Genomic DNA, 20,995 nt, shown 5'->3' on the forward strand with positions numbered 1-20,995 from the left:
AAAGCCAGGAGACATCCCCTGGCTTTTGGATCAGAACGCAACGTTAACGCCAGCCATCGCAGATGGTTTCGCTGTCGCTTTTACCTTTAAAAGAAAAAGCTATAACGAATTTAAATGGAAACGAAATATTAAAAAACGCTACCACGCTCTTGATGTCGGACTCCCTGAACAGTTCCCGATAATCGGGAAACGCAGGGCGCGTTATCCTGTGGCCACTCTCTGCCATGTATTCGGGGTTCATCGCAGTAGCTACAAATACTGGAAAAAACGTTCTGGAAAACCAGACGGCAGACGGGCTGTATTATGCAGTCAGGTACTTGAGCTACATGGCATCAGCCATGGTTCGGTCGGAGTAAGAATCATCGCCACAATGGCAACCCAGAGAGGCTATCAGATGGGGCGCTGGCTATGAAAGAGTTGGGGCTGGTCAGTTGCCAGTAGCCGACTTGCCGGTACAAGCGTGGCGGTCATGAACATGTTGCCGGCAGTTCGCCGTGACAGAGCCAAATCAAGTGTGGTGTGGCGACGTGACGTATATCTGGACAGGTAAACGATGGGGATATCTCGCAGTAATACTTAATCTGTTCGCCATAAAGCCTGTGGGATGGGCAATGTCGTTCTCACCGGACAGCAGACTGACTATAAAAACGCTGGAAATGGCATGGGAAATGCGTGGTGTTCCATGCGACGGAGGCATCGACCATCCAGACACAGACCTGAAAAACTGATTTGGCGATATCAATACCAGCAACTCTGATCGTACTCATGTGATTTACTCCCGTAGCAAACGCAGACAGTAAAAGTATGGCACTGACTGCTCCAGGAAAGGGCGTCACATCACTACAATCTGAGGAACTGTTTTTCGGATGTGTCAGGTGCCATTCCGGTATTTGATAGGCTTTATAATAAGGCCCATTTTGTACCACCGGGGAGCGGGGTCGGAGGAAATTTAAAAAGGGTAACTACTTATAAACCAAAACGTGTTGGCTCAAAAAAAGAAAACCCCCGCCGTAGCGAGGGTTATAAATTTTGGTGCCCGGACTCGGAATCGAACCAAGGACACGGGGATTTTCAATCCCCTGCTCTACCGACTGAGCTATCCGGGCAACGGGGCGCATTAAACCGTAATCTGCACATCTCGTCAACCTAATTTCAGTAAAAGCGATTCAACTGCTTAAGATTGCGGCAAATTGCTTCTTTTCTGTGTTTTTGTCAGGTCAGTGCGCCACCCTGGCGGCAGCGGGCGAAGCGCAGAATATCTTCCGCCAGCCGGTGTGCGGTGTCGACATCCGCCTGGCTACGATTCACCAGCATTCGGCTCAGGCAACCTTCCAGCACCAGTTCCATCTGCTTTGCCACCATCGCCGGATCGTCAACTTCCAGCGTGGTTAATAGTTCGTGGGTGAAATCGTAGGCCGCGCTTTTTTGCTGATCGGCCAGTTGATGAATAGGGTGGCCAGGATCGGGATAAAACGTACAGGCAGCGATAAACAGACAGCCCGGATAGCGGTTGTTTTTAACGCACTCTGATAACGCCTGATAACGCGCCAGCAGCTTTTGTTCGGCGGTTTGAGTTTCGTCCAGCATCAACTGACGACGCCAGACATCTATCTGTTGGCTAAGATAGCGCAGCGCGTCGTAGAGGATCGCCTCTTTGTCCGGCCAGAATCGCCTTAGCTCATCCAGCGGATAATCCACACGTTCAGCAACCATCTCCAGCGTGGTGTTGGCAATCCCTTGTAATTCTAATAATTTCAGGGCTTCTCCCAGTACATCTTCACGTTGCACGCTATTTTCCTCCGTCTTTCCCACTGCAAGTGTCGTTCACGGTTGGCGATCGCGCAAATGTGCGCTGAAGGTTTCAGCATCCATAAAGCCCGTGACGCGTGCTTGTGGATGCTCCTGGCCTTGTTCGTCAAAAAAGAGAATTGTCGGCAGGCCAAGGACATTTAGATGTTTTAACAGCGCCACATCTTGTGCGTCGTTGGCGGTGACGTTGGCCTGAAGTAAGACCGTGTTAGCCAACGCTTTTTGCACCTGTGGGTCGCTAAAGGTGTATTTCTCGAACTCTTTACAGGCAACGCACCAGTCGGCGTAGAGATCTAACATTACCGGTTTGCCTTTGGCTTCAACGAGCGCCTGATTTAACTCATCCACCGTTTTGATTGGTGTAAAGTTGAGATGCGCCTGAGTTTGCGCGGTATGCGTCGCACCAAATAACCAATCCTGGAGTGGGCGCACGCTAACCAGCGCCGCTGCCAGCAGGATTATTTGCACTACGCGCATCCAGCCGCGTTTGGCCTGTAAGCTGGTGACAAAGGCCCAGCCAAAGAATGCGACGCCAAGCGCCGACCACAAGCGTAATCCCCATATATCACCAATCACCCGCTCAAGCAGGAAGACCGGCAGCGCGAGGATCACAAAACCAAACGCGGTTTTGACCTGTTCCATCCACGGACCGCTTTTCGGCAGCAGACGGTTGCCAAAGACGGTAATTAACATCAGCGGTAGACCCATGCCCAGCGCATAGAGATAAAGCGTGCCGCCGCCCAGCCACATGTTACCGCTTTGGGCGATATACAGCAGAATCGCGCTAAGTGGCGCGGTGGTGCATGGTGAGCAGATCAAACCGGCAATCGCCCCCATAACAAACACACCGCCGGGCGAGCCGCCCTGTTGGCGATTGCTCATCAGCGTGAGGCGCGTTTGCAGTGAAGAGGGGAGTTGTAGGGTAAATAAGCCAAACATCGACATCGCCAGCAACGTAAAGACGATGGCGAGGCCAATGAGCACGTAAGGGTGCTGTAGCGCCGCCTGAAACTGTAATCCGGCAGCGGCAACTACCAGACCCAGCGCCGTGTAGGTCAGCGCCATCCCTTGCACATAAATAAAGGTCAGCAACAATGCTCTGGCGGTGGAGAGCCGCTGTTTACCGCCCAGCACGATGCCGGAAATCAGTGGGTACATCGGTAGTACGCAGGGGGTGAAGGCTATGCCGATACCTATCAACAATGCCCAGAGCGCAGAAAAGGGCAATTGCGCGGCGGACTGCTCTTGCTGCGGAACAGACATCGGCTGTGGCGCTGCGTTGTTGGCAACCACTTCGCTTAACGGTACGGTTTTGGTTTCTGGTGGATAGCAGAAACCAGCGTCAGCGCAGCCCTGGTAAGTGACAGTTAATGTCGCGCCAGCCGTAGCCTGGTTGATGGTCACTGGAAGCGTCAGCCGCTTGCGATAAATCTCGCTTTTGCCGTAAAACTCATCGTCATGCCAGACGCCTGGCGGTAACTGCACGTCGGCAATTTTCGCTTGTTCAGGCGTGATGCGGATCTGTTTACGGTAAAGGTAATAACCGTCTTTGATCTGCCAGGTTAGATTAAGATCATGTTGGTTTTGCTGAAAATCAAAAGCAAAAGCCTGATCCGCTGGGACAAATTGTGAACGTCCTGGCGCGTCGAATAATCCGGCGAAAACGGAAGTGCTGCAAAGTAGCAGGATCAGCGTAAAGATGCGTTGAGCCATGAGAGGTAATCTGTGTCTCCGTGTGTAACAGGTAAAACCAGAAGCTCCGGGGTTTGATACGGATGATGAGACTTCAGGCATTCCAGCAGCGCCTGCTGGTGAGCTTTGTCGGTTTTTAAGATCATCTGTACTTCATATTCCTGTTCCAGCTTACCTTCCCAGTAATAGAGAGAGGTTGCGCCGGGGATCAGGGTTGCGCAGGCCGCCAGTTTTTCTGCCAGCACTTTGGCGGCTAAATCCTGGGCTGTCGCTTCATCCGGCGCAGTACACAGCACCACGACAGACGCGGTATTCGAACTTTTATCATCAAGCATAAACACCTCGCAAGAACAGATGGAACCGCAAGAGAAAGGTCACTATACAACGGACGAGGGAAGGATGTTAGTCGGCGGGAAAGAAAGCGGGGCGTGAACGCCCCGCGATTTGTCATTACAGCATGAAGCTACCCAGCACGAAGCCGAAGCAAACGGCCAGGGCAACACCCAGAGTACCTGGGATGAAGAACGGATGGTTGAAGACGAATTTACCGATACGAGTTGTACCCGTGTCATCCATCTGTACCGCAGCAACCAGCGTCGGGTAGGTCGGCAGAATGAACAGACCAGACACCGCAGCGAAAGAAGCAACAGCGGTCAGCGGAGAAACGTTCAGTGCCAGAGCCATCGGCATCAGTGCTTTTGCGGTTGCAGCCTGAGAGTACAGCAGAGCAGAAGCAAAGAAGAAGATGACAGCCAGCAGCCACGGATGACCCTGAATCACTTCACCAGCGGTATCTTTGATCCAGTCGATGTTGTTGGAAACGAAAGTATCGCCCAGCCATGCAACGCCCAGGATACAAATACAGGCGCTCATACCTGCTTTGAAGGTGCTGGAGTTGAGGATGTTGTCGGTATCAACTTTACAGATAACGGTGGTCAGAGTTGCAACGCTGAGCATGATGATCAGGATTGCGTTGGTGGTGTTCATCAGCGGTTTCTCAACCAGGCCCATGCTCGGGCTGTTGATGATTGCATAGATAACCACGCCAACTACGCCCAGCAGGAACAGCCAGACGGAAGTTTTTGCACCGGATTTGATTTCAATCTGTTTTTCACCGCGCAGTTCAACCAGGCCTTCTTCCAGACGCTTACGATAAATCGGATCGTCAGACAGTTTGGAGTTGAACAGCATAGTGACCAGGAAGGACATCACCAGAACCGCCAGCAGGGTGGACGGGATGACCACAGAGAGCAGATGGAGGTAGCTGATGCCATGACCTTCCATTACGGAAGACATGTAAACCACTGCCGCTGAGATTGGCGATGCGGTGATCGCAATCTGCGCGGAAACCACTGCAGTAGACAGTGGACGGCAAGGTTTAACGCCTTGTTCCTTCGCAACTTCAGCGATCACTGGCAGCGTTGCCAGAGAGATGTTGCCAGTACCCGCAAAGATTGTCAGGAAATAAGTCACGATCGGAGCGAGGATCGTGATGTATTTCGGGTTACGGCGCAGCAGCTTTTCTGTCTGATGAACCAGATAGTCCAGACCGCCAGCAACCTGCATGGCAGAAATAGCGGCGATAACCGCCATGATAATGGAAATGACATCGAACGGGATGTTACCAGGTTTGACGCCGATAGCGGCAAGAACCAGCACCCCCAATCCGCCTGCAAAACCAATACCTATTCCCCCCAGTCTGGCGCCCAAGAAGATCGCCAGCAAAACTATGATGAGTTCTACAACTAGCATATTAGCCTTCCTTGTTTTTTAACAAGTTGATATTAGATTGTTATTTTTAAGTTACTACTCACAAGAAAAAAGGCACGTCGTCTGACGTGCCTTTTTTATTTGTACTACCCTGTACGATTACTGTTCGCTTTCATCAGTATAGCGTTTTGCTTTGTAAGCCGGGTGCATCAGATTCTGTACGGAGAAAATATCGTCAAGTTCCGCTTCAGTCAACAGACCGCGTTCCAGAACGACTTCACGTACACTCTTACCGGTTTCGGCACAGATTTTACCCACGATGTCACCGTTGTGGTGACCGATGAACGGGTTCAGGTAAGTGACGATACCGATAGAGTTGTAAACGTAACCTTCGCACACTTCTTTGTTAGCAGTGATGCCGTTAACGCATTTTTCCAGCAGGTTGTAGCAAGCGTTGGTCAGGATGTGAACGGATTCAAACATGGCCTGGCCAATGACCGGCTCCATAACGTTCAGCTGTAGCTGACCTGCTTCTGCTGCCATGGTAACAGTGATGTCGTTACCGATGACTTTGAAGCATACCTGGTTAACCACTTCCGGAACAACCGGGTTTACTTTAGCTGGCATGATGGAAGAGCCCGCCTGCAGTTCCGGCAGGTTGATCTCGTTCAGGCCGGCACGTGGGCCAGAAGAGAGCAAGCGCAGGTCGTTACAGATTTTGGACATCTTCACAGCCAGACGTTTCAGCGCGCCGTGAACCATAACGTAAGCGCCGCAGTCAGAGGTCGCTTCGATCAGGTCTTCAGCCGGAACGCATGGGAAGCCAGTGACTTCAGCCAGTTTTTTCACTGCCAGCGGAGAGTACTCTTTCGGCGTGTTCAGGCCAGTACCGATTGCCGTTGCGCCGAGGTTAACTTCCAGCAGCAGTTCAGCGGTACGTTGGATGTTTTTCACTTCTTCTTTCAGCAGGATGCTGAAAGCGCGGAATTCCTGACCAAGGGTCATCGGTACTGCGTCCTGCAGCTGGGTACGACCCATTTTCAGGATGTCCTGGAATTCGACAGCTTTACGTTCAAAGCCTTCACGCAGTTGGTTAATTGCATCTACCAGTTTAATCAGGGAAGAGTAAACCGCGATACGGAAACCGGTTGGGTAGGCGTCGTTAGTGGACTGACATTTGTTAACATGGTCGTTCGGGTTCAGGTACTGATATTCACCTTTCTGGTGACCCATCAGTTCCAGACCGATATTGGCCAGCACTTCGTTGGTGTTCATGTTTACGGAAGTACCTGCGCCGCCCTGGTAGACGTCTACCGGGAACTGATCCATGCATTTTCCGTTATTCAGGACTTCATCACATGCGGCAATGATTGCATTCGCTACACTTTTAGGAATGGTTTGCAGCTCTTTGTTTGCCATAGCTGCGGCTTTTTTAACCATTACCATACCGCGAACAAATTCAGGAATATCGCTGATTTTGCTGTTGCTGATATAGAAGTTTTCAATCGCTCTCAGAGTGTGAACACCATAGTAGGCATCAGCTGGAACTTCCCTGGTACCCAACAGATCTTCTTCGATACGAATGTTGTTTGACATGTGAACCTTCTTTTTCAAGCTGCCAATGATTTGCTTTAAACACACAGAATATATGTGGTTTCGAATGTTTTTCGACCGACGATTATCCCCTGCATCGGCCGAATACCCGGGATCATATGCTGCTTGAGGATTTCTACCGTAATCTGGATCACTTTAAGTGTCGGTTTTTACCCCTTAATTATTAATTTGTGAAATAGATCACCGCTTTGGGATTACTACCAAAAATAGTTGCGCAAACATCTTGAAATTTTGCTAATGACCACAATATAAGCTGAACGCGATTCGCAACCCATTCAGGCGTCCGGATTTAACCGGTTGCTATTACAGGAGAAACCTTTGCGCTGGTTACCTTTTATTGCCATCTTCCTTTATGTCTATATTGAGATTTCAATTTTTATTCAGGTTGCCCATGTTCTGGGGGTATTGCTGACCCTCGTATTGGTTATATTCACATCGGTTATCGGTATGTCACTGGTACGTAACCAGGGCTTTAAGAATTTCGTGCTGATGCAGCAAAAAATGGCGGCGGGTGAAAACCCAGCGGCGGAGATGATTAAAAGTGTTTCGTTGATCATTGCCGGTTTGCTGCTTTTATTGCCGGGTTTTTTCACCGATTTCCTCGGTCTTCTTCTTTTATTACCGCCGGTGCAAAAGCATCTGACAGTGAAGCTGATGCCGCATTTGCGTTTCTCCCGAATGCCGGGCGGCGGTTTTAGCGCCGGGACCGGTGGTGGTAATACTTTTGATGGTGAGTATCAGCGAAAGGATAATGACCACGACCGTCTTGATCATAAAGACGATCGCCAGGATTAATGTCAAAACGCCGGATTATGTGGTTATGCCATTTTCCGGCGTTTTTCGTTTTGGCAAAAACAGCCATAACCCCGCCAGCATGATTAGCGCATAGAGACTTTTCCAGCCGACCATTGCCAGTAACAGAACGCATAACAGCCCGCCAATCACCGCCAGTACGCGATAACGTCCTTGCAATAATTTACAGCCTGCCAACATGCACAACAGGTAAATCATAATAAAGATGCCGTTGGCATAAATAATGAGTGCGTCCAGATTGATCCCTAAAGCATGAATCACCAACGTGCTTACTACGCAACAGCCGAGCACCGCATTGAGGGCATTATTCGGGATATGGCGAGAAGAGAGGCGTGCCAGGTAGTGCTCAGGATTATGTTGCGCCTGTGACCAGACCAGGCGGGCGAAGCTCTGTATATAAATGTTGAGACTGGCAAAGCAGGCCAGATAGCCAATCACGCAGGCAATCCATAACGCCCCTACACCGAATAGCTGCACCACAATTTTGGGAAGCGATGCAGCCGCCGCCATTTTTTCACCATAGGCGTCGAAGTGTAAGACGACTACCGTACAGCCCCAGTAGACTAATCCTGCCAGCAGTAGACCAATCATCAAAGCGCGCGGAAAATCACGCTCTGGATTTTTAAATTCCGAAGCGAGATGGGCAAACGCCTCCAGACCGACAAAGCACCAGAACATCACCGATAACGCAGCAAACAACGCGGAAAGTTCGATATCACCTGGCGCAGGGAAGGGGATGTTCGCAGGTTTGATATCGCCCGCCCACCAGATGGCGACAATCAGTGCGACGATAAGCCCGGCAATGACCGTTTGTAGATTAGCACTGGAACTGGCACCGCGAGTACCGATATACCACACCAGCGCCAGTGTACCGAGTTCTGCCAACAATAGTTGCCAGCTATGCCAGCCAAACATCGCCTGACCGAACCCGGCGGCAATTTGTAGCGCGGCGGGCAAACCCACGGGAATAACCGATAAAAACAGCCAGCCGGTGACTCGCTCAAGTCGCGAGCCGAACGCCATACCGACGAAGTGCGCGACGCCGCCCGCGCTGGGGTAGTGGCGACCCAGAATCGCAAACACAATTGCAATCGGGAACACTAAGATAATCAAAACTGGCCACGCCCACAGGCTATTATTGCCTGCCACCAGAGCAGCTAACGCCGGAACGGCAAACACGCCAGTGCCTAATAATGACGTCGATAGCAGGCCGATACCCTGGGCCAGCCCCAATTCTTGTTTGAGTCCACTCATGGGTTGAAGTCCGATTGCGCCCAAATATTGGGCAACTGCGCAGGATTTCGATGGTAGCACAATCAGATTCGCTTATGACGGCGATGTCGAAATTGCGATGAAACGTGAGGTGAATCAGGGTTTTCACCCGATTTTGTGCTGATCAGAATTTTTTTTCATTTTCCCCCTTGAAGGGGAGATGCCTCATCCCCATTTCTCTGGTCACCAGCCGGGAAACCACGTAAGCTCCGGCGTCACCCATAACAGATACGGACTTTCTCAAAGGAGAGTTATCAATGAATATTCGTCCATTGCATGATCGCGTGATCGTCAAGCGTAAAGAAGTTGAAACTAAATCTGCTGGCGGCATCGTTCTGACCGGCTCTGCAGCGGCTAAATCTACCCGTGGCGAAGTGCTGGCTGTCGGCAATGGCCGTATCCTTGAAAATGGCGAAGTGAAGCCGCTGGACGTGAAAGTTGGCGACATCGTTATTTTCAACGATGGCTACGGTGTGAAATCTGAGAAGATCGACAATGAAGAAGTGTTGATCATGTCCGAAAGCGACATTCTGGCAATTGTTGAAGCGTAATCCGCGCACGACACTGAACATACGAATTTAAGGAATAAAGATAATGGCAGCTAAAGACGTAAAATTCGGTAACGACGCTCGTGTGAAAATGCTGCGCGGCGTAAACGTACTGGCAGATGCAGTGAAAGTTACCCTCGGTCCGAAAGGCCGTAACGTAGTTCTGGATAAATCTTTCGGTGCACCGACCATCACCAAAGATGGTGTTTCCGTTGCTCGTGAAATCGAACTGGAAGACAAGTTCGAAAACATGGGTGCGCAGATGGTGAAAGAAGTTGCCTCTAAAGCGAACGACGCTGCAGGCGACGGTACTACCACTGCAACCGTACTGGCTCAGGCTATCATCACTGAAGGTCTGAAAGCTGTTGCTGCGGGCATGAACCCGATGGATCTGAAACGTGGTATCGACAAAGCCGTTACCGCTGCAGTTGAAGAACTGAAAACGCTGTCCGTACCGTGCTCTGACTCTAAAGCTATTGCTCAGGTTGGTACTATCTCCGCTAACTCCGACGAAACCGTAGGTAAACTGATCGCTGAAGCGATGGACAAAGTCGGTAAAGAAGGCGTTATCACCGTTGAAGACGGTACTGGTCTGCAGGACGAACTGGACGTGGTTGAAGGTATGCAGTTCGACCGTGGCTACCTGTCTCCTTACTTCATCAACAAGCCGGAAACTGGCGCAGTAGAACTGGAAAGCCCGTTCATCCTGCTGGCTGACAAGAAAATCTCCAACATCCGCGAAATGCTGCCAGTTCTGGAAGCTGTTGCAAAAGCAGGCAAACCGCTGCTGATCATCGCTGAAGATGTTGAAGGCGAAGCACTGGCAACTCTGGTTGTTAACACCATGCGCGGCATTGTGAAAGTCGCTGCGGTTAAAGCACCGGGCTTCGGCGATCGTCGTAAAGCAATGCTGCAGGATATCGCAACCCTGACTGGCGGTACTGTAATCTCTGAAGAGATCGGTATGGAGCTGGAAAAAGCGACTCTGGAAGACCTGGGTCAGGCTAAACGTGTTGTGATCAACAAAGATACCACCACCATCATCGATGGCGTGGGTGAAGAAGCTGCAATCCAGGGCCGTGTTGCTCAGATCCGTCAGCAGATTGAAGAAGCAACTTCTGACTACGACCGTGAAAAACTGCAGGAGCGCGTAGCGAAACTGGCAGGCGGCGTTGCAGTTATCAAAGTAGGTGCTGCTACCGAAGTTGAAATGAAAGAGAAAAAAGCACGCGTTGAAGACGCCCTGCACGCGACCCGTGCTGCGGTAGAAGAAGGCGTGGTTGCTGGTGGTGGTGTTGCGCTGATCCGCGTAGCGTCTAAACTGGCTGACCTGCGTGGTCAGAACGAAGACCAGAACGTGGGTATCAAAGTTGCACTGCGTGCAATGGAAGCTCCGCTGCGTCAGATCGTCCTGAACTGCGGTGAAGAACCGTCTGTTGTTGCTAACACCGTTAAAGGCGGCGACGGCAACTACGGTTACAACGCAGCAACCGAAGAATACGGCAACATGATCGACATGGGTATCCTGGATCCAACCAAAGTAACTCGTTCTGCTCTGCAGTACGCAGCTTCTGTGGCTGGTCTGATGATCACCACCGAGTGCATGGTTACCGACCTGCCGAAAAACGATGCAGCTGACTTAGGCGCTGCTGGCGGTATGGGCGGCATGGGTGGCATGGGCGGCATGATGTAATTGCCCTGCACCTCGCAGAAATAAAGAAACCCCCGGGCAGAAATGTCTGGGGGTTTTTCTTTTGGTCATCTTTCTAGTATAAGATTCAGACACGGACGACGCGAGTTGCGTCCAGCTCATTGATTATGGGGAATAACATGCACGTAAAATACTTAGCAGGGATTGTCGGTGCCGCGTTACTGATGGCGGGTTGTAGCTCCAGCAACGAATTGAGTGCTGCCGGTCAGAGTGTACGCATTGTTGACGAGCAGCCAGGTGCCGAGTGCCAACTGATTGGTACTGCGACAGGTAAGCAAAGTAACTGGCTTTCCGGGCAACACGGTGAAGAAGGCGGTTCTATGCGCGGTGCAGCAAACGATCTGCGCAACCAGGCGGCAGCAATGGGCGGTAATGTGATTTATGGTATCAGCAGCCCGTCGCAGGGGATGTTGTCCAGTTTTGTTCCGACTGATAGCCAGATTATCGGCCAGGTTTATAAGTGCCCGAACTGATGTGATTCAGAGGCTGGCTGACAAACGTGTAATTGCCTGATGCGCTTCGCTTATCAGGTCTACATCGAGCATTGCAACTGATTGAATATTCGAGAATTTGTAGGCCGGATAAGGCGTTTTCGCCGCATCCGGCATGATCAACGATCACGTTATCAGTAATTCCAGGCTGGATGGCTCCAGCCTCGCATTCAAAAAGATGAGATTATTTCGCCTGTGGCGCGGCCTTGCTGATGGACTGAACTCGTAAGTGATGTATTGCGCGTAAGCATTGATCCTGAGTCAGCGGTTGGGCGTTATTTGCTGCTACTGTACGAACGTAAACCTGAGATGGCACACCCGCGAGTTTTTTCAGCCGTGGACTGAAATCAAGCATCCGGCGTGTGATAGCCTCAATTTCTTTACCCGCTGTCGCTTCACGCGTTTTCACCACCGCGCCGCTAAATTGTTCTTTGCCACTTTCATCTTTAAAGCGATAAAGCACCGCCAGATAATGGCTAAACAGATTATGTTTCCATTCCGGCTGAGAATAGGTGTCATATTCCAGATTGCCATTGTCCTGGCAGTCGACGTCATATAACGGCAGGAAATCTAATAGCGATGTAATACGCAATGCCAGTTCACGCATTTCAGCATTATTAATTGCATGAATGATTGCTCGCGCCAGCATTTCAATCTGCAACTCATTAACGACTAACTCACATTTGCTACCGTCATGTAGCGTTAATACAAAGGTAAGATTTTCGCCCTGATTTTCGGTAAGTTCCAGCGTGTTAACCCGGCGATTAATATCGGCATTTTTAAGCTCATTAACCAGAATTTCTGGGATATTCTCTGCCATTTTCTTCATGACTTTATCGCGAGCCTGCTCATACTGAATACGTGTATCAGCATCCAGTTTATGCTTTTGATGCAGACGACTTTCTAGCGCAATCAGTAGGTCGCGTAGTTCCATAACAGACATAAAGAATAACGATTCTTTATTGCGAGGCTCTTTAATTTTCAGCGCCAGTGCAATGAAATTATTACTCTTGCGAATAACACCGGTATTAACACCCTTGATGCTTATGGCCATGTAGGTTCTCCCTAACCATTTCTCAATCAAATAATTAATTTTAATTAATAAGCCAGGTAAATGGGCTTGCTAGTAATAGTTGTTAAAATAACATAAATAGCAGTGCTCACTCTATATATAAACAGAAAAGAAAAGTTAATTATTGGTGTTGGCTATATAAAGAGTAAAAATAGCAACGTAAATGAATAATTAAAGGTTATGCAACGGGCAAAGATTAAACTTCCCTGTTTAATGACCTGTCTCTGTTCTCGTATTCGTTGCTCTTGGCGGATGCGGCATAAATGCCTTATCCTGCCTACAGCTCATTGAGTTTCAATGCACGATGTAGGCCTGACAAGCGAAGCGCATCAGGCAATTTTCTGTTTAACTTCCCTGTTAATCAGTTACTGCTGGCGTAGCTGGAGATCCAGAGGCGTTTTGCTGGGTTCACCGCCAATCTCGCGCGCCAGTTTCGGCACCAGATATCCGGACACCAGTGTCAGCAACTCACGCATAATCTGCCGTGCTTCGTCATCACTCACCATAAAATGCGCCGCGCCCTGTACTTTATCGAGCACATGCAGGTAATACGGCATCACGCCGGCATCGAACAACGCATTACTCAGGTTTGCCAGCGTTTGTGCGTTATCATTCACGCCACGTAACAGAACGCTCTGGTTCAGCAAAGTCACGCCCACGCGGCGCAACTTAGCCATTGCCTGACGGAATGTTTCATCTACCTCATTGGCATGGTTGATGTGGTTCACCAGCAAGATTTGCAGCGTAGAACGGGCAAAGCGTTCAACCAGCGCCTCTGTGATGCGCGCCGGGATCACAATCGGCAGACGGCTGTGGATGCGCAGACGTTTGATATGCGGGATTGCTTCCAGTTGCGTCAGCAGCCAGTCCAGCTCGTGATCTTTCGCCATCAACGGATCGCCGCCGGAGAAAATAATCTCGTCCAGTTCCGGATGCGCCGCAACATACTCAAGTGCCGCCTGCCAGTTACGTTTGTTGCCCTGATTTTCGGCATACGGGAAGTGGCGACGGAAACAGTAGCGACAATTTACCGCGCAGCCGCCTTTAACCAACAGTAGCGCCCGGTTGTGGTATTTATGCAACAAACCAGGCACTACGCTGTGCTGTTCTTCCAGCGGGTCGGTGGAGAATCCGGGCGCGACGACAAACTCATCTTGCGAGGTAAGTACCTGACGCAAAAGTGGATCGTCAGGATTGCCTTTCTCCATGCGATCGATAAATGAGCGGGGCACGCGCAGGGCAAACAGCTTTTTGGCGCTGCGTCCGGCCAACAGTTTTTCGTCCGCGTCTATATTCAAAAGACGCAGAAGTTCATCAGGATCGGTCACAACATCGGCAAGTTGCGTTAACCAATCTTCTCTGGATGGGGTATTTAGGGTTACAATATGCGCCATTTTGTGGCTTAGCTACCAATTAACAAATTTCAGAGGGCCTTATGGCAACGTACTATAGCAACGATTTTCGTGCTGGTCTTAAAATCATGTTAGACGGCGAACCTTACGCGGTTGAAGCGAGTGAATTCGTAAAACCGGGTAAAGGCCAGGCATTTGCTCGCGTTAAACTGCGTCGTCTGCTGACTGGTACTCGCGTAGAAAAAACTTTCAAATCTACTGATTCCGCTGAAGGCGCTGATGTTGTCGATATGAACCTGACTTACCTGTACAACGACGGTGAGTTCTGGCACTTCATGAACAACGAAACCTTCGAGCAGCTGTCTGCTGATGCGAAAGCAATTGGCGACAACGCTAAATGGCTGCTGGATCAGGCAGAGTGTATTGTAACTCTGTGGAATGGTCAGCCGATCTCCGTTACTCCGCCGAACTTCGTTGAACTGGAAATCGTTGATACCGATCCGGGTCTGAAAGGCGATACCGCAGGTACTGGCGGCAAACCGGCTACCCTGTCTACTGGTGCTGTGGTTAAAGTTCCGCTGTTCGTACAGATCGGCGAAGTCATCAAAGTGGATACCCGCTCTGGTGAATACGTCTCTCGCGTGAAGTAATGCGGTTGTGGTGCGGCCTGCTGGCTGCACCATCACTTATTCAGGTCAGAGATGATGAAACGCCTTATCGTTCTTGTTTTGCTTGCCAGCACGCTGCTTACGGGCTGTAACACCGCTCGGGGTTTCGGCGAAGACATCAAACATCTTGGTAATTCCATCTCCCGCGCTGCCAGCTAATTTATTCTTCACTTCCTAAAAATCATCAGATTTCCGTCATTTTTGGTGATGTTGTCTATTATTAATTTGCTATAGGCAAACACAAATAACATTACCTAAAAGGAAGACGTTATGGTTAAGAAGACAATTGCAGCGATCTTTTCTGTTCTGGTGCTTTCAACAGTATTAACCGCCTGCAACACCACGCGTGGCGTTGGTGAAGACATCTCTGATGGCGGTAACGCGATTTCTGGCGCAGCGACGAAAGCGCAGCAATAAGCAATAACGGTACGGCAGATTTGTCGTGCCGTTTGTTTTTCTCGGCGGTAATCACTGCCGTAACCGTTGAAATTTCCTCTTAAATCGGCAAAATACCTCCTTCACCATCAGCTTTGCAGGACGACCTGCAAACGCGTCTTTTCACCGGGGACGGCCCCAATTCTCCGGAGTCTGATATGTCCTGGATTATCTTAGTTATTGCTGGTCTGCTGGAAGTGGTATGGGCCGTTGGCCTGAAATATACCCACGGTTTTAGTCGCCTGACGCCAAGTGTTATTACCGTGACGGCGATGATCATCAGTATGGCGCTACTTGCCTGGGCGATGAAATCGTTACCTGTAGGGACGGCTTATGCGGTCTGGACGGGAATTGGCGCAGTCGGTGCGGCGATTACCGGCATTGTACTGCTCGGTGAGTCCGCTAACCCGATGCGCCTGGCGAGTCTGGCGTTAATCGTACTGGGGATTATTGGTCTGAAACTTAGCACCCATTAACTGCCGGGTTGCTGTACCCAAATAAACTTACTGACATCAAACCCTTCCCGGGTCGCGACTGCCAGCATCTCCTGTTTAACTTCGTCAGAAATGGTTGGGGTGCGGGAGAGTATCCACAGGTAATCGCGATCCGGGCCGCAAACCAGCGCATGGCGGTACTCCCGATCTAGCGCAATGACGTTATAGCCGCCATAGAAAGGGCCAAAGAACGACACTTTCAGCGCGGCGCGAGTTGGTGTGCCGGTAAAGTACGCTTTCCCTTCACTCTGCTGCCACATTTCTCTGTCAGGGTTATAGCCTTTATTAATGACATTCAGGCCGCCGTCATCCCGCAGGCTATACGTCGCGGTCACTTTCTCCAGTCCACGTTCAAAACGGTGATCAAAACGGGCAATCTCATACCACGTACCCAGATAGCGTTTGGTATCAAAATTATTTACCACAGTAACGCCACGCGGCGGTGTAGGTGAACTACAGGCAACGACCAGAAATGCCGCTGTCGCTGCGGCAACGAGAGGGAGCAGGCGCATAGATGTTTCCTTACTGGTTTTTTTCTAAGTGTAGATGACAGCAAGGAAAAGCGGATAAAAGGTCCGAAAATTCGGACCATCTGCGTTGTTATTGCAAAGCGTTGAGAATTTGCCAGGCGGCAGCGACTCTCGCTGGATTCGGATAGTTTTTGTTAGCCAGCATCACAATCCCCAGCTCTTTCTCTGGAATAAATGCGATGTAGCTACCAAACCCGCCGGTCGCGCCTGTTTTATGTACCCATGATGCACGTACCGCAGGGGCAGGGGGCGTAATCGCTTTTACTGGTCGTGCTGCCAGCGCAATTTTACTGTCGCTGCCATTAATGATGCTGTCTGGATCCACCGGCCAGTCCAGCATTTCCCAGCCCAGACCTTGATACATGTCGCCAGTTTGCCAGTAGCGCGACTGCGCCAACTGGATACCTTGCTGAAGTGTTTTGTCGTTGATATCACGGGGATTCATATTGCTCTGCGCCCAGCGAGCCATATCTTCAATGGTTGATTTCACACCATACGCTTCAGCATCTAACGCCCCTGGCGAAACATGCACTGCCTTACCTTCACGATATCCCCAGGCGTAATTCTTTTCTTCTGCGGGCGGCACATTAATCCACGTATGGGTGAGTTTGAGTGGCTGGAAGACACGAGCTTGCATCGCCTGTTCAAAGCTCAAACCAGATGGCTTCACAGCCAGCGCGCCGAACAAACCGATACTGGAGTTGGCATACAGACGCTGTGTTCCTGGTGCCCAGGTGGGCAGCCAGTTTTGATAGAAACGTAGCAAGTCGCCTGAGGACTTCACTTCATCGGGCACCTGTAACGGCAGGCCGCCAGCGGTGTAGGTTGCAAGATGTAATAGCGTGATCCCGTTCCACTGTTTAGCAGTAAGTTCAGGCCAGTATTTTGTCGCGGGATCGCTTAGGTTGATTTCCCCTCGTGCAATAGCGTCGCCACCGAGCACACCCGTAAATGTTTTGCTGACAGAACCTAACTCAAACAACGTTTGCTGTGTGACGGGCTGCTTTTTTGCTACGTCCGCATAGCCCCAGGTAAAGTAATAGGGCTTGCCCTGATAAATCACCGCAACCGCCATACCAGGGATTTTTTGTTGCTCTATAAGCGGATTAATTGCGCGATGCACAATATCGTTGATTTGTTGAGGGGCAGCAAATGTGGAGCAAGAGGCGGTAATTAATAAGGCGCAGAGCGTCGTTTTGAACATAGGTCTGGTTTCCATACAAAACGGCCCACCATAGGCGGGCCGGATTTACATTGGCGATACGTTAGATTGTAACGATACCAATCAGCGTGACAACTGTCAGGATAGCAGCCAGGCCGTAGAAAACCCATTTGCCCGCAGGCACGTGGATTTTCAGATCGTGCATCGCGTGGTGCATACGGTGTAAACCACACCACAGCGGCAGGACGATCATCAGGAACAGGAATACGCGACCAATGAAGCTCTGTGCGAACGCCAGAACGCGCTCATAGCTCAGTGCATCACCCGGAAACAGCCCCAGTGGCAGCAGAATACCAACCAGCAGGATCATCACCGGCGCAATGATTGCGCTCCACATACCACCGGCCCCGAAGAGGCCCCAGAATACCGGTTCGTCAGAACGCTTTGGATTTGGATTAATCATCTCAGGCTCCTTACCAGTACAGGGCAACAAACAGGATTACGATGGTGGCAACCACAGTTACCGCCCAGAGACTTTTGATAATTGGCTCTGGTCCCATTTTTTCGTCTTTTACAATGATATTGGCCGCTTTCGGTGCCAGTTCAAACCAGGTTTTGGTGTGCAGCAGAGCTGCCGCCAGAGTGATCAGGTTAATGATCACAATAACCGGGTTTTGTAAAAAGTCGACGAATCCCGCCCAGGATTCCGGGCCATTTTTCAGGGCAAACAGCCCGAAAATCAGTTCAATGCTGAACCACACAGCCGGAACCGCCGTGCCTTCGCGCAGCATGTAAAAGCGATAAAACGGCAATTTTTTCCACCAGGTGGACGTCATTGGCCGTACATACGGTTTACGTTTAGTCGTCATGTTGCACTCCTTAGCGTGGTTTCAGGGTCGCGATAAGAAAGTCTTTCGAACTTTCTACTTTGCCCTGCTGAATGGCCGCAGCCGGATCGACGTGTTTCGGGCAGACTTCGGAGCAGTAGCCCACGAAAGTACAGCTCCATACGCCGTTCTGACTGTTTAACTGCGCCATACGCTCCTTCTTACCGTGGTCGCGGCTATCTTCGTTATAACGATGCGCCAGCGTAATGGCAGCCGGACCGATGAACTCTGGGTTCAGGCCAAACTGCGGGCACGCGGCGTAGCACAGACCACAGTTGATGCAACCGGAGAACTGGTGATACTTCGCCATCTGCGCCGGGGTCTGAATGTTAGTACCCTGATCCGCAGTGCGGGAGTTGCCGATGATGTACGGTTTGATCGCTTCCAGACTTTCGATGAAGTGGGTCATATCGACGACCAGATCGCGTTCGATCGGGAAGTTAGCTAACGCTTCAACCTTCATACCGTCGGTGTAGTCGCGCAGGAAGGTTTTACATGCCAGTTTCGGTACGTTGTTAACCATCATGCCGCAGGAACCACAAATCGCCATACGGCAGGACCAGCGGTAGCTCAGGTCTGGTGCCAGGTTGTCTTTGATATAGCCCAGCGCATCCAGTAATGAGGTGGTTGCGTCATAAGGCACTTCATAGAATGCGCTATGCGGTGCGGTATCGACTTCCGGGTTATAGCGCACCACCTCGATTTTCAGGTTCTTCATCTCAGCCATTCGCCTTCTCCTTCTTATTGGCTGCTTCCGCCTTATCGGCTGCATCCGCTTCGCCACCGTAAACGCGTTTAGCTGGCGGCAGCGTAGTAATCTTCACGTCGCTGTACTCCAGGCGAGTAGTGCCATCAGCATCGCGGAAGGCGAGGGTGTGTTTGAGGAAGTTGATGTCGTCACGCTCGGTGCAACCTTCGTCCAGACGCTGGTGCGCGCCGCGAGATTCTTTACGTGCCATCGCGGAGTGTGCCATACATTCAGCAACGTTCAGCCCATGACCCAGCTCAATGGTGTAGAGCAGGTCGGTGTTGAACACGCTGGAAGTGTCGGTGATACGCACGCGCTTGAAGCGTTCTTGCAGTTCCGCCAGTTTGTCGATGGTTTTCTGCATCAGTTCCGGTGTACGGTAGATACCGCAACCTTCTTCCATGGACTGGCCCATTTCGTCGCGGATCTTCGCCCAGTTTTCGCCGCCATCCTGGTTAACCAGATCTTTCAGGCGCTGCTCAACGCCAGCAACCTGGGCATTGATTGCCGCATCGTTGCCATTACCAGCAGTAGATGCGCGTTCCATTGCTTGCTCACCCGCCAGACGACCGAAGACCACCAGTTCCGCCAGCGAGTTGGAACCCAGACGGTTTGCACCGTGCAGACCAACAGAGGAACATTCGCCAACGGCAAACAGACCTTTAATACGGGTTTCGCAGTTTTGATCGGTTTCGATACCGCCCATGGTGTAGTGCGCGGTCGGACGTACCGGAATCGGTTCTTTAACCGGATCGACGCCAACGTACGCTTTCGCCAGTTCACAGATGAACGGCAGACGTTCGTGCAGTTTTTTCTCGCCCAGATGACGCAGGTCGAGATAAACCACATCGCCGCGTGGCGTGGAGATGGTGTTACCTTTACGCCATTCGTGCCAGAAGGCCTGAGAAACTTTGTCACGCGGACCCAGTTCCATGTATTTGTTTTTCGGCTCGCCCAGCGGCGTTTCCGGGCCCATACCGTAGTCTTGCAGATAACGGTAGCCGTTTTTGTTGACCAGAATACCGCCTTCACCACGGCAACCTTCGGTCATCAGGATACCGGAACCCGGCAGGCCGGTAGGGTGATACTGAACAAATTCCATATCACGCAGCGGAACGCCATGGCTCAGTGCCATACCCATACCGTCACCAGTTACGATGCCACCATTGGTGTTGTAGCGATATACGCGACCCGCACCGCCGGTTGCCATAACTACTGCATTAGCGCGGATCTGCACCAACGTACCTTCCATCATGTTCATGGCTACAAGGCCGCGAACATGACCATCATCGACCAGAATATCCAGCACGAAGTGTTCGTCAAAACGCTGGATCTGCGGGAATTGCAGAGAAGTCTGGAACAGCGTGTGCAGCATATGGAAGCCGGTCTTATCGGCGGCGAACCAGGTACGCTCGATTTTCATGCCGCCGAAGCGACGGACGTTGACGCTACCATCCGGGCGACGGCTCCATGGGCATCCCCACAGTTCCAGTTGGGTCATTTCGGTTGGGCAGTGGTGGACGAAATAATCCACAACATCCTGCTCACATAACCAGTCGCCACCCGCTACTGTATCGTGAAAGTGATATTCGAAGCTGTCATGATCCTGCGCGACAGCGGCTGAGCCCCCTTCAGCGGCAACGGTATGGCTGCGCATCGGGTATACTTTTGAGATTAGTGCGATTTTTGCATTTGGATTTGCCTGCGCGGCAGCAATTGCAGCACGTAATCCCGCGCCACCGGCACCTACAATGGCAAGATCGGCTTGAAAGGTTTGCACGACATTCCTCCAGATTGTTTTTATCCCGCAGCACCGTACTTCAGGGTAAGTATCTGAAAGTTACGGTCTGCGAACGCTATTCCACTGCTCCTTTATAGGTACAACAGTATAGTCTGATGGATAAGTCTGAAATTTGACGAGATCGATTTTTTTAGCGTGCCAGGGGGCTAAATTATCACTGAAGATGATTAATTTAATTACTAAAGC

At 50.8% G+C, this 20,995-nt stretch carries 22 protein-coding genes, 1 tRNA gene and 1 pseudogene; 9 read left to right on the forward strand and 15 right to left on the reverse strand.

The annotated features are described in order from the left end of the window. Positions 1-127: 127 nt before the first annotated feature. Positions 128-751 (forward strand): annotated as a pseudogene (locus BEG40_RS18475) (DDE-type integrase/transposase/recombinase); the annotation flags it as partial. Between the two features lie 279 nt (positions 752-1,030). Here BEG40_RS18475 and BEG40_RS18485 read toward each other — a convergent pair. The 6 genes from BEG40_RS18485 to aspA form a co-directional block, all read right to left on the reverse strand. Continuing rightward, positions 1,031-1,106 (reverse strand) — tRNA-Phe (locus BEG40_RS18485). Positions 1,107-1,212: 106 nt separating this feature from the next. Beyond that, a complete protein-coding gene (locus BEG40_RS18490) occupies positions 1,213-1,788 on the reverse strand; it encodes a transcriptional regulator (RefSeq protein WP_001188520.1) in 576 nt (191 codons plus the stop codon). A 36-nt stretch (positions 1,789-1,824) separates the two neighbouring features. Continuing rightward, entirely contained in the window at positions 1,825-3,522 is a 1,698-nt protein-coding gene (gene dsbD / locus BEG40_RS18495; RefSeq protein ID WP_105285907.1) for a protein-disulfide reductase DsbD, read from the reverse strand. Further along, entirely contained in the window at positions 3,498-3,836 is a 339-nt protein-coding gene (gene cutA, locus BEG40_RS18500; RefSeq protein ID WP_000883313.1) for a divalent cation tolerance protein CutA, read from the reverse strand. Before cutA ends, dsbD begins: the two co-directional genes overlap by 25 nt. A 115-nt stretch (positions 3,837-3,951) precedes the next feature. Beyond that, entirely contained in the window at positions 3,952-5,253 is a 1,302-nt protein-coding gene (gene dcuA, locus BEG40_RS18505; protein ID WP_000961959.1) for an anaerobic C4-dicarboxylate transporter DcuA, read from the reverse strand. Positions 5,254-5,370: 117 nt separating this feature from the next. Continuing rightward, the gene (aspA, locus tag BEG40_RS18510; protein WP_010349613.1) at positions 5,371-6,807 is read right to left on the reverse strand and encodes an aspartate ammonia-lyase; all 1,437 of its coding nucleotides are present in this window, start codon (positions 6,805-6,807) and stop codon (positions 5,371-5,373) included. Between the two features lie 336 nt (positions 6,808-7,143). Here aspA and BEG40_RS18515 point away from each other — a divergent pair, with 336 nt between their 5' ends. Next, complete coding sequence (locus tag BEG40_RS18515) at positions 7,144-7,620, forward strand: FxsA family protein (RefSeq protein ID WP_001267449.1); 477 nt, start codon at positions 7,144-7,146, stop codon at positions 7,618-7,620. Between the two features lie 15 nt (positions 7,621-7,635). Here BEG40_RS18515 and yjeH read toward each other — a convergent pair whose 3' ends face one another. Continuing rightward, positions 7,636-8,892 carry an L-methionine/branched-chain amino acid transporter gene (gene yjeH, locus BEG40_RS18520; RefSeq protein ID WP_105285908.1) on the reverse strand — a complete coding sequence of 419 codons (1,257 nt, stop codon included), beginning with the start codon at positions 8,890-8,892 and terminating at the stop codon, positions 7,636-7,638. 275 nt (positions 8,893-9,167) lie between these two features. On the opposite strand from yjeH, the gene BEG40_RS18525 reads away from it, so the two are divergent. The 3 genes from BEG40_RS18525 to BEG40_RS18535 all read left to right on the forward strand — a co-directional run bounded on the left by BEG40_RS18525 (position 9,168) and on the right by BEG40_RS18535 (position 11,642). Continuing rightward, positions 9,168-9,461: a co-chaperone GroES gene (locus BEG40_RS18525; RefSeq protein WP_001026276.1), complete on the forward strand. Its 294-nt coding sequence runs from the start codon at positions 9,168-9,170 to the stop codon at positions 9,459-9,461. Between the two features lie 43 nt (positions 9,462-9,504). After that, positions 9,505-11,151 carry a chaperonin GroEL gene (groL, locus tag BEG40_RS18530; RefSeq protein ID WP_000729121.1) on the forward strand — a complete coding sequence of 549 codons (1,647 nt, stop codon included), beginning with the start codon at positions 9,505-9,507 and terminating at the stop codon, positions 11,149-11,151. Positions 11,152-11,288: 137 nt separating this feature from the next. After that, positions 11,289-11,642 (forward strand): DUF4156 domain-containing protein, encoded by a 354-nt coding sequence (locus BEG40_RS18535; protein ID WP_000558209.1) that lies wholly within the window; start codon positions 11,289-11,291, stop codon positions 11,640-11,642. 202 nt (positions 11,643-11,844) lie between these two features. On the opposite strand, the gene BEG40_RS18540 is transcribed toward BEG40_RS18535, so the two are convergent. After that, entirely contained in the window at positions 11,845-12,714 is an 870-nt protein-coding gene (locus BEG40_RS18540; protein ID WP_105285909.1) for a YjeJ family protein, read from the reverse strand. A gap of 383 nt (positions 12,715-13,097) precedes the next feature. Further along, positions 13,098-14,126 (reverse strand): EF-P beta-lysylation protein EpmB, encoded by a 1,029-nt coding sequence (gene epmB / locus BEG40_RS18545; protein WP_000940511.1) that lies wholly within the window; start codon positions 14,124-14,126, stop codon positions 13,098-13,100. Positions 14,127-14,167: 41 nt separating this feature from the next. Between epmB and efp the strand changes: the two genes are divergently transcribed. From efp to sugE, 4 genes are all read left to right on the forward strand, one after another. Beyond that, complete coding sequence (gene efp / locus BEG40_RS18550; protein ID WP_000257278.1) at positions 14,168-14,734, forward strand: elongation factor P; 567 nt, start codon at positions 14,168-14,170, stop codon at positions 14,732-14,734. A gap of 51 nt (positions 14,735-14,785) precedes the next feature. Beyond that, positions 14,786-14,911, forward strand: a complete 126-nt coding sequence (gene ecnA, locus BEG40_RS18555; RefSeq protein ID WP_000977757.1) for a lipoprotein antitoxin entericidin A — start codon at positions 14,786-14,788, stop codon at positions 14,909-14,911. A gap of 111 nt (positions 14,912-15,022) precedes the next feature. Further along, positions 15,023-15,169 carry a lipoprotein toxin entericidin B gene (gene ecnB / locus BEG40_RS18560; RefSeq protein ID WP_000239596.1) on the forward strand — a complete coding sequence of 49 codons (147 nt, stop codon included), beginning with the start codon at positions 15,023-15,025 and terminating at the stop codon, positions 15,167-15,169. A gap of 176 nt (positions 15,170-15,345) precedes the next feature. Next, complete coding sequence (sugE, locus tag BEG40_RS18565) at positions 15,346-15,663, forward strand: quaternary ammonium compound efflux SMR transporter SugE (protein ID WP_000118476.1); 318 nt, start codon at positions 15,346-15,348, stop codon at positions 15,661-15,663. Here the strand turns inward: sugE and blc are convergent. From blc to frdA, 6 genes are all read right to left on the reverse strand, one after another. Next, entirely contained in the window at positions 15,660-16,193 is a 534-nt protein-coding gene (blc, locus tag BEG40_RS18570) for a lipocalin Blc (protein WP_105285910.1), read from the reverse strand. The two genes, sugE and blc, sit on opposite strands and share 4 nt — an antisense overlap. Before the next feature lie 88 nt (positions 16,194-16,281). Further along, on the reverse strand, positions 16,282-17,415 hold the full coding sequence (locus tag BEG40_RS18575; RefSeq protein ID WP_105285911.1) for a BlaEC family class C beta-lactamase: 1,134 nt from the start codon (positions 17,413-17,415) through the stop codon (positions 16,282-16,284). 61 nt (positions 17,416-17,476) lie between these two features. Beyond that, positions 17,477-17,836, reverse strand: a complete 360-nt coding sequence (frdD, locus tag BEG40_RS18580) for a fumarate reductase subunit FrdD (RefSeq protein WP_001299198.1) — start codon at positions 17,834-17,836, stop codon at positions 17,477-17,479. A gap of 10 nt (positions 17,837-17,846) precedes the next feature. After that, a complete protein-coding gene (gene frdC / locus BEG40_RS18585) occupies positions 17,847-18,242 on the reverse strand; it encodes a fumarate reductase subunit FrdC (RefSeq protein ID WP_000208763.1) in 396 nt (131 codons plus the stop codon). A 10-nt stretch (positions 18,243-18,252) separates the two neighbouring features. Beyond that, positions 18,253-18,987, reverse strand: a complete 735-nt coding sequence (frdB, locus tag BEG40_RS18590) for a fumarate reductase iron-sulfur protein (protein ID WP_000829498.1) — start codon at positions 18,985-18,987, stop codon at positions 18,253-18,255. Further along, entirely contained in the window at positions 18,980-20,788 is a 1,809-nt protein-coding gene (gene frdA / locus BEG40_RS18595; protein ID WP_001192968.1) for a fumarate reductase (quinol) flavoprotein subunit, read from the reverse strand. The genes frdB and frdA overlap by 8 nt, the downstream gene beginning before the upstream one ends. Positions 20,789-20,995: the final 207 nt, after the last annotated feature.

Source organism: Escherichia sp. MOD1-EC5495 (genome assembly GCF_002965965.1).
GTDB classification, from domain to species: domain Bacteria; phylum Pseudomonadota; class Gammaproteobacteria; order Enterobacterales; family Enterobacteriaceae; genus Escherichia; species Escherichia ruysiae.